The sequence below is a fragment of the Martinezella rhizogenes genome, assembly GCF_027460065.1.
Lineage (GTDB): Bacteria > Pseudomonadota > Alphaproteobacteria > Rhizobiales > Rhizobiaceae > Agrobacterium > Agrobacterium rhizogenes_C.
Genome location: NZ_JAPYZZ010000039.1, coordinates 1 through 8476 on the forward strand (window position 1 = coordinate 1; position 8476 = coordinate 8476).

The window sequence follows — 8476 nt, forward strand, 5'->3', positions numbered from 1 at the left end:
GATCCAAATTCCTTCAGACCCCGCAAGCTTCGCCGCCCACGTTTCTCTTTCTTCTCATATTCAATTGTCAAAAAACAGACCACTCAAAGCAGTCAATCAATCAATCCCCGAARCCAYMAGRCCCCGAAACCAACAAGCAWTCMGCTCATCAACTTGATTTWYTTAGAACGAAAGACTTCGTCGCCAGCAGCGCCGCCGCCCTCGTTCAGTGAGCGGACTTATAAGAGATCACCCTCAAACAAGTCAACACACYCATCGTCAAAAAACTGACATTTTTCGTAAGCTATTGATATATAACAATAGTTTCAGGTTTTCACTCATAAACGGGGTCCAACGGCCTCCTTTACCTGCCGACTGGCCCTGCTCCGTGAAACATGCAATAGGAACGGACAGGAGTTTCAGTCAGATCGGGGCGTCCGACGCCCCTTATAAAGCCAAGAATTGGAGAGCCCGTGCGCATTCTTGATGAAGCCGTCATTCCCGAGTTGCCGAATTATTACCGCGGCAAGGTCCGGGAAAACTACGATCTGCCCGACGGCAACCGCATCATCATATCCACCGATCGCCTGAGCGCCTTCGACCAAATCCTCACATGCATCCCTTATAAGGGACAGGTCCTCACCCAGACGGCACGCTACTGGTTCGAACAGACAAAGGATATCTGCCCCAACCATGTGGTCAGCTATCCCGACCCGAATGTCGTTATCGGCAAGAGGCTGGATATATTGCCGGTCGAGGTGGTGGTCCGCGGCTATCTGGCCGGCACGACAGGCACCTCGATCCTCACCCTCTATAAGAAGGGTGAGCGGCAGATGTATGGCATGAGCCTGCCTGATGGGATGAAGGACAACCAGATTCTGCCCGAGCCGGTCATCACACCGACGAGCAAAGCCTTTGACGGCGGTCACGATGAGCCGCTGACGCCCTCCGAGATCGTGGAAAAGAAACTCCTGACGCAGGAACAGTGGGATACACTGTCCCGTTATGCGCTGGCGCTGTTCAAGCGCGGTCAGGAGATTGCCGCAAAGCAGGGCCTTATTCTCGTCGATACGAAATATGAATTCGGCACCGATGAAAATGGCACGATCATTCTGGCCGACGAAATCCATACACCTGACAGCAGCCGTTACTGGATGGCTGACAGCTATGACGAGAGCTTCCGCGAGGGAAAGCGGCCGGCAAGCTTCGATAAGGATTTTGTGAGAGCCTGGGTTGCTGAACGCTGCGACCCCTACAAGGACGCTGTTCCCGAAATTCCTGAAGACCTCGTCCTGCAGACCTCGAAGGTCTATATTGATGCTTATGAACGCATCACCGGACAGCGCTTCGTTCCCGACGACAGCGGCGAGACGCCGTTGGCAAGAGTACGCCGGAATCTGGAGCCGTTCTTCCCCGGAGTCTGACCCGTGAACAAAACGATTGAACAGGCGAGAAGGGGCGACAGGAAAGGTGACCTTCCTGTGCGACGCCGGCCTCGTCGTTCCGCCGAGGAAACCCGGCGGGACATTCTTGCCAAAGCCGAAGAGCTTTTCCGCCAGCGCGGTTTCAATGCGGTGGCGATTGCCGATATCGCCGCGGCACTGAGCATGTCTCCCGCCAATGTCTTCAAACATTTCAGCTCCAAGAATGCGCTCGTCGATGCCATCGGCTTTGGACAGATCGGCGTTTTCGAACGGCAGATCTGTCCGCTCGACAAGAGCCATGCGCCGATTGACAGGTTGCGTCACCTCGCGCGCAGCCTGATGGAGCAGCACCACCAGGATCTCAATAAGAATCCCTATGTCTTCGAGATGATCCTGATGACCGCCAAGCAGGACATGAAATGCGGCGACTATTATAAATCCGTCATCGCGAACTTGCTGGCAGACATCATTCGGGACGGCGTCGAGGCGGGGCTCTATACCGCGACCGATGTTCCCATGTTGGCGGAAACCGTGCTCCATGCCCTGACGAGCGTCATCCATCCCGTCCTCATCGCGCGGGAAGATATCGGCAATTTGGCAACACGTTGCGATCAACTCGTCGATTTAATCGATGCGGGATTACGCAATCCGCTTGCTAAGTGACGATTCCCAATTTACGTCACCTTCTCGCAATTGCTTGCGAAGCGCATAAGCCTGCGCTTCTATGCGCGTGGCGGTCCGGACAGAATGGGCGAACAGGGTCCCTTCCAAGGCCTTCGCCTGTCGTGTCTGTTTCCGGACGCGCATCCGCCGAGCGACATTGCGCTTATAGTTGAATGCGACCGATACGCAGGGAAGAACGATGAGCCGACGTATTTTACCCCTATTTGCTTCTCTGTGTGTAACCGCAGTTCTGGCGGGATGCAGCGATAGCGGCGAGAGCAGCAAGACCGCCGGCCAGGGTGCCGAGCGTCCACCGTCTCCGGTCAGCATCATCGTTATGAAAAACAGCGAATATCCCCTGACCACGGTTCTTCCCGGCCGCGCCAGCGCATTCCAGACGGCGGAAATCCGCCCGCGCGTGACCGGTATCATCCGCGAAATTCCCTTCAAGGAAGGCAGCGAAGTTAAGCAGGGCGACGTTCTCTACCAGATTGAGGACAACACCTATCTGGCGGAAGTGGCGCAGGCCAAGGCAAGCGTCGCGAAGGCGGAAGCCAGCGTTCCAAGCGCCCAGGCGAACCTTGCCCGTTACGAGCGGCTGGTCAACAGCGGTGCGACGCAGATCGAATACGAAAACGCCAAGGTGACGCTGCTTCAGGCCGAGGCCGACGTTGCCCAGACCAAGGCGGCGCTGGAAACGGCGGAGATCAACCTCGATCTCACCAAGGTCCGCGCGCCTTTCGATGGCATTACCAGTGCAACCGCCTTCAGCATCGGCAACGTGGTGACGGCAAACCAGACAACGGCCTTGACGACACTGCGCCGCATCGATCCGATCTATATCGACCTGATGGAATCCAGCACCAATCTTCTGCGTCTGAAAAAGGCAATCTCCTCCGGTCAGCTCGGTGGGGACACGAAAGAGACCGGCATCCATCTGACGCTGGAAGACGGCACTGAATATAAGCATGACGGCAAGATCGACATGTCCGACATGGCGGTGAGCGAAACCACGGGCACCTTCTCCATCCGTGCCCTGTTCGAAAACCCCGATGATCTTCTGCTTCCCGGCACCTATGTCCGCGCCACGCTGACCATTGGCAAGGAAAAGGGTTTCCGCATTCCGCAGCGCGCCGCGAGCCGCAACGCCAGTGGCGAACTGACCGCGAAATTCGTGACGGCGGAAAACAAGGTGGAAACCCGCACCTTCCCGTCCAGCCAGCAGTCGGGCAATGCCTGGCTGGTGACGGAAAACGTCAAGGATGGCGACAAGCTCATCGTCGACGGCTTCCAGTGGATTGCCGAAGGCGCGACTGTCGCACCGGTTGAAGTAACCATCGACGATCGCGGTATCGTCGTTCTGCCGCAGCAAGCTCCGCCTGCCGCCGCCCCCTCGAAATAAGCATGAGCACGAAACCCTCGGTCGAAGCTCGTAAAAGGTAAGGCAGGACTGCCATGGCCCATTTCTTCATCCGGCGCCCCGTTTTTGCATGGGTTATCGCCATCGTCATCATGCTGGGCGGCGCATTGGCGATCGTGACGCTCTCCATCTCGCAATATCCCGATATTGCGCCGACGACGGTGCGCATCAGCGCGAGCTATAACGGCGCCAGCGCAGAGACCGTCGAAAAATCGGTGACGACCATCATTGAGGACGGCATGACCGGCCTTGATGACCTCACCTATATGACCTCGTCGTCCTCGACGGGCAGCGCCGAAGTGACATTGACCTTCGGCAACAGCATCATGCCTGACATCGCGCAGGTTCAGGTGCAGAACAAGCTGCAGCTCGTCCAGTCGCAATTGCCCGATACCGTGCAGCAGAAGGGTATTCAGGTCAGCCGGTCCACCTCGAGCATTCTGATGGTGGGCGCGCTGATCTCCACCGACGGCAAGCGCAACTCGGCCGATCTCGGCGACGTGTTCTCCTCGCGTGTCGAAGATCAGATCAAGCGTCTCGAAGGTGTTGGCAGCATCAACGTCTTCGGTTCCGAATATGCGATGCGCATCTGGCTGGATCCGTTCAAGCTCAACAAATACCAGCTGACCACCGCCGACGTCACCAGCGCCATCCAGAGCCAGAACACCCAGGTTTCAGTCGGCTCGCTCGGCGCGGTACCGGCCGTCAAGGGCCAGCAGCTCAACGTGACGGTCACGGCGCAGAGCCAGCTCACCACCGTCGCCGATTTCGAATCGGTCATCCTGAAAGTTGAAAAGGACGGCGCAACCGTCCGCCTTAGCGACGTCGCCCGTATCGAGATCGGCCAGGAAACCTATGGCGGCGATTCCCGCTCCAACGGCCGTCCTTCGGCCGGATTCGCGGTCAACCTCGCAACGGGTGCGAACGCGCTCGACACGGCAGCCCGCGTGAAAGCGGCTCTGACCAATGTCGAGGGCTCTCTGCCGGAAGGCGTGTCGATCGAATATCCCTATGACACGACGCCCTTCGTAAAGCTGTCGATCGAGAAAGTGGTGCATACGCTGATCGAGGCGATCATCCTCGTCTTTGTCGTGCTTCTGGTGTTCCTGCAAAACCTGCGCGCCACATTCATTCCGATGATCGCCGTACCGGTCGTGCTTCTCGGCACGTTCGGTGTTCTGGCACTCACCGGATATTCTATCAACACGCTGACCATGTTCGCCATGGTTCTTGCGATCGGCCTTCTCGTCGATGACGCCATCGTTGTCGTTGAGAACGTCGAGCGCATCATGTCGGAAGAGGGCCTGTCACCGGTCGAGGCGACCGAGAAGTCGATGGGTGAAATCACCGGTGCGATCATCGGTATCGCGCTCGTCTTGACTGCCGTGTTCATTCCGATGGCCTTCTTCGGTGGATCAACCGGCATCATCTACCGCCAGTTCTCGATCACCATCGTGTCAGCCATGCTGCTGTCCGCCGTCGTCGCTATCGTTCTGACACCGGCGCTTTGCGCCACCATGCTGAAGCCGATCGACCACCATAAGAAGCAGCGTGGACCGGGCGCCTGGTTCAACCGCGGCTTTGGCAAGACGACGGACGGTTATGTGTCCTCCATCGGTTATCTGCTCAAGCGTCCGCTGCGCGTGATGATCATTTTCGCGGTCGTCATCGGTGGTTGCGTCTGGTTCTTCAGCAAGCTGCCGAGCTCGTTCCTGCCGCAGGAAGACCAGGGCGTGCTTTTGACGATCATCCAGACGCCGACCGGTTCGAACATCGAGCGCACCAACGAGGTGGTCAAGCAGGTCGAAAACTACTTCCGCGAAAAGGAAGCCGCCAATGTCGAATCGGTTTTCGGCGTGCTCGGCTTCAGCTTCAGCGGTTCGGGCCAGAACAACGCCATCGTCTTCACCAAGCTCAAGGATTTCGAAGAACGGACAGCGCCAGACCAACATGCCGGGGCCATCGTGCAGCGCGCCATGGGAACCTTCTTCGGCTTCCGCGATGCGCAGGTCTTTCCGCTTCTGCCGCCCGCCATTCAGGGGATGGGCACATCCAGCGGTTTCTCGATGTATCTCGTAGATAGCGGCCGCAACGGCACCGATGCCCTAACTGCGTCCTCCAAGGAACTGATCGCGCTTGCCACCGGCAATCCGAAGATCAGCTCGCTGCGAAGCGACAGCCAGGACAACGAGACACAGATGAAGATCGTTCTCGATCAGGAAAAGATGGGAGCCATGGGCGTCGATCTTTCCTCCGTGAACCTCATGCTGTCGACGATCTTTGCTGGCCGTGATGTCAATGACTTCACCCTGAACGGCGAACTGAAGCCGGTTTATGTCCAGGGTGATGCACCCTATCGCATGCAGCCGGACGACCTGAAATATTGGTATGCCCGCAACACCACCGGCGAGATGGTGCCATTCTCCTCCTTCAGCGAGGTGAAGTGGATCAACGCGCCGCCGTCTCTCGCCCGCTTCAACGGTACAGGCGCGATCTCGCTTGAAGGCACCGCCGGCGCAGGCGTCGCTTCCGGTGAAGCCATGGACGAGATGGAACGCCTGACGGCAAGCACGCCGGGCGGTTACACGGTGGCTTGGCAGGGCATCTCCTATCAGGAACGCCTTTCCGGTTCACAGGCGCCGATGCTTTACGCGCTGTCGGTACTAATCGTCTTCCTGTGCCTTGCTGCCCTCTATGAAAGCTGGTCGATCCCCTTCTCGGTTATCCTGGCCGTCCCGGTGGGTGTCCTCGGTGCCTTGACTGCTGCCCATTTCTTCGGCCAGACGAACGACGTCTACTTCAAGGTTGGCCTGCTGACGACCATCGGCCTTGCTGCGAAAAACGCGATCCTGATCGTCGAATTCGCCAAGGAGAGGCAGGAGCATGGGTTAAGTCTGGTGGAAGCGGCGCTGGAGGCAGCGAAGCTGCGCCTGCGCCCGATCATCATGACGTCGCTGGCCTTTATCCTGGGTGTTGTACCTCTCGCAATAGCAACCGGCGCGGGTTCCGCTGCACAAAATGCAATCGGTATCGGGGTCCTGGGTGGTATGCTTTCTGCAACACTGCTCGGAATTTTCTTCGTTCCGTCCTTTTTCGTCATCATTCGTCGCCTTTCAAGGCGTTAACAAAACAAAAATGGGCTGTGCCAACCGTTAATACGCTGCTAGAAATGTTGCCGATTTGGCAAATGCACGTTTCTACGGCATATCGACCGCGCAGCCCATTTGTCAGCAAGCCGCGCTCGGTAAGCCAACCAGAGAATTGGGAAAATTATATGCTGTCTATTCGCGCTACCCTTCCCCTGACAATGCTGCTGCTTTCAGGCTGCGTTGTCGGACCCGACCACAAGACGCCGGAAATTCAATTGCCGGGAAAGTTTGCGGAAGCCGGAAAAACCAGTAATGGCGACATCAGCACCGTTGCTTGGTGGACAGCCTTCAACGACAGCCGCCTGAACGGTTACGTTTCCACCGGCCTCAGCCAGAACCTGACGGTGATGCAGGCCATCGAACGCATCAACCAGGCGGAAGCCCAGGTGATCTCGGCCGGTGCAGGCGGTCTGCCCAGCCTGACGGCACAGGGACAGCACACGACCAGCCAGACCAAGGGCAGCTATCGTGACGTCCCCGTCACCAATGCGTCTTCTGGCAGCCTCAGCGTTTCCTGGCTCCTCGACCTCTTCGGCCGTTACCGCCGCGCCACGGAAAGCGCCAATGCGTCGCTTGATGCCGCTTACTCCACCGTTGACGTTCAGCGCCTGACGCTGATTTCCTCGGTCGCCGCCGCCTATATCGACGTGCGTTATTATCAGGAACGTCTGGCGATTGCCCGCCAGAACCTTTCTTCCCGCCGCGAAACGCTGGACCTGACCAAGCTGCAGCTCGAAGCAGGTGCGGCTTCCCGTCTCGACGTCGTTCAGTCCGAAGGTCTGGTCAACTCGACACTGTCCGATATTCCAGGCCTCGAAACCAACTTCCGCAAGGCGGCGCACCGCATCGCCACGCTGCTCGGCATGCCGGCCTCGTCGCTGATTGCCGAATTGCAGAAGGGTGCACGTCAGCCCGTCGCCCGCAGCATTCCGCGCACCGGCATCCCGGCAGACCTCATTCGCAACCGTCCGGACATCCGCGTTGCCGAGCGTCAACTTGCAGCAGCTGTGGCGAAGATCGGCGTTGCCGAAGCCCAGCTTTATCCGAGCATCGAACTCGGTGGCGCCATCACGCCGAGCTACAACTTTGTCAGCGGCGGCGGCAGGGGCTCGGCAAACGGCTGGTCCTTCGGCCCGAGCCTTGTTCTTCCGATCCTGGATGGCGGCAGCATCCGCGCCAATATCGATCTAGCCAATTCGCAGGCGCGTGAAGAATACCTTGCCTGGAAGCAGACGGTTCTGACTGCCGTGGAAGAAGTCGAAAACGCTCTGGCCGCCGTTAACCGCGACCAGCGTACGGCCGATGCACTGCGCAGGACGGTGGCTTCCTACCAGGAAGCGCTGCAGCTCTCGACCGCCAGCTACCGCGACGGCGCGTCTTCGCTGCTCGACGTTCTCGATGCGCAGCGTCAGGTTTCCACGGCGCAGGCAAATCTTGCACAGGCTGTGCAGCAGACGGCGCAGGACTATGTGTCGCTGAACGTGGCGCTCGGCGGCGGTTATGCCGTTGGCCAGACCACCGCGCCGAAGAAGTCGGCAGGCCCCACCGTTGCCGCAGCCAAGGGCATGTAACAACAGCCCGAAAAGACAAACAAAAAGCAACGGTGTTACGCGTCAAGCACCGTTGCATTGTGATCACGCATTCTTGCATTGAGAATGATGATCATCTTGCGCATGACGGCGACGAGGGCGACCTTTCCGGGTTTGCCCTTTGCCTTCAACCGCTGGAAGACGGCTCTCATGTTCGGATCAAAACGAATGGCTGGTAAGGCTGCGACGTAGAGAGCGTCTCTGATCGGCTTTCGTCCGCCTGATATCATTCGCTTGCCACGCATCTGGCCG

General features: G+C 58.3%; 6 protein-coding genes. 5 read left to right on the plus strand and 1 reads right to left on the minus strand.

Annotated elements, in window-relative coordinates:
* Nucleotides 1–452: 452 nt before the first annotated feature.
* The 5 genes from O8B93_RS27595 (at nt 453) to O8B93_RS27615 (ending at nt 8206) form a co-directional block, all read left to right on the plus strand.
* Nucleotides 453–1403: a phosphoribosylaminoimidazolesuccinocarboxamide synthase gene (locus O8B93_RS27595; RefSeq protein ID WP_269713071.1), complete on the plus strand. Its 951-nt coding sequence runs from the start codon at nt 453–455 to the stop codon at nt 1401–1403.
* Nucleotides 1404–1406: 3 nt separating this feature from the next.
* On the plus strand, nt 1407–2066 hold the full coding sequence (locus O8B93_RS27600) for a TetR/AcrR family transcriptional regulator (protein ID WP_269713072.1): 660 nt from the start codon (nt 1407–1409) through the stop codon (nt 2064–2066).
* 199 nt (nt 2067–2265) lie between these two features.
* Nucleotides 2266–3468, plus strand: a complete 1203-nt coding sequence (locus O8B93_RS27605; RefSeq protein ID WP_269713073.1) for an efflux RND transporter periplasmic adaptor subunit — start codon at nt 2266–2268, stop codon at nt 3466–3468.
* 53 nt (nt 3469–3521) lie between these two features.
* Entirely contained in the window at nt 3522–6611 is a 3090-nt protein-coding gene (locus O8B93_RS27610) for an efflux RND transporter permease subunit (protein WP_269713074.1), read from the plus strand.
* 149 nt (nt 6612–6760) lie between these two features.
* Nucleotides 6761–8206 (plus strand): efflux transporter outer membrane subunit, encoded by a 1446-nt coding sequence (locus O8B93_RS27615; protein WP_269713075.1) that lies wholly within the window; start codon nt 6761–6763, stop codon nt 8204–8206.
* A gap of 35 nt (nt 8207–8241) precedes the next feature.
* Here the strand turns inward: O8B93_RS27615 and O8B93_RS27620 are convergent.
* On the minus strand, nt 8242–8476 hold a 235-nt coding region (locus O8B93_RS27620; RefSeq protein ID WP_473774532.1), incomplete at its 5' end, for a transposase.

Bases quoted from the DNA above. Each gene is read 5' to 3' on its own strand.
- O8B93_RS27615 (WP_269713075.1), top strand. From the start codon at position 6,761: ATGCTGTCTATTCGCGCTACCCTTCCCCTGACAATGCTGCTGCTTTCA.
- O8B93_RS27610 (WP_269713074.1), top strand. From the start codon at position 3,522: ATGGCCCATTTCTTCATCCGGCGCCCCGTTTTTGCATGGGTTATCGCC.
- O8B93_RS27605 (WP_269713073.1), top strand. From the start codon at position 2,266: ATGAGCCGACGTATTTTACCCCTATTTGCTTCTCTGTGTGTAACCGCA.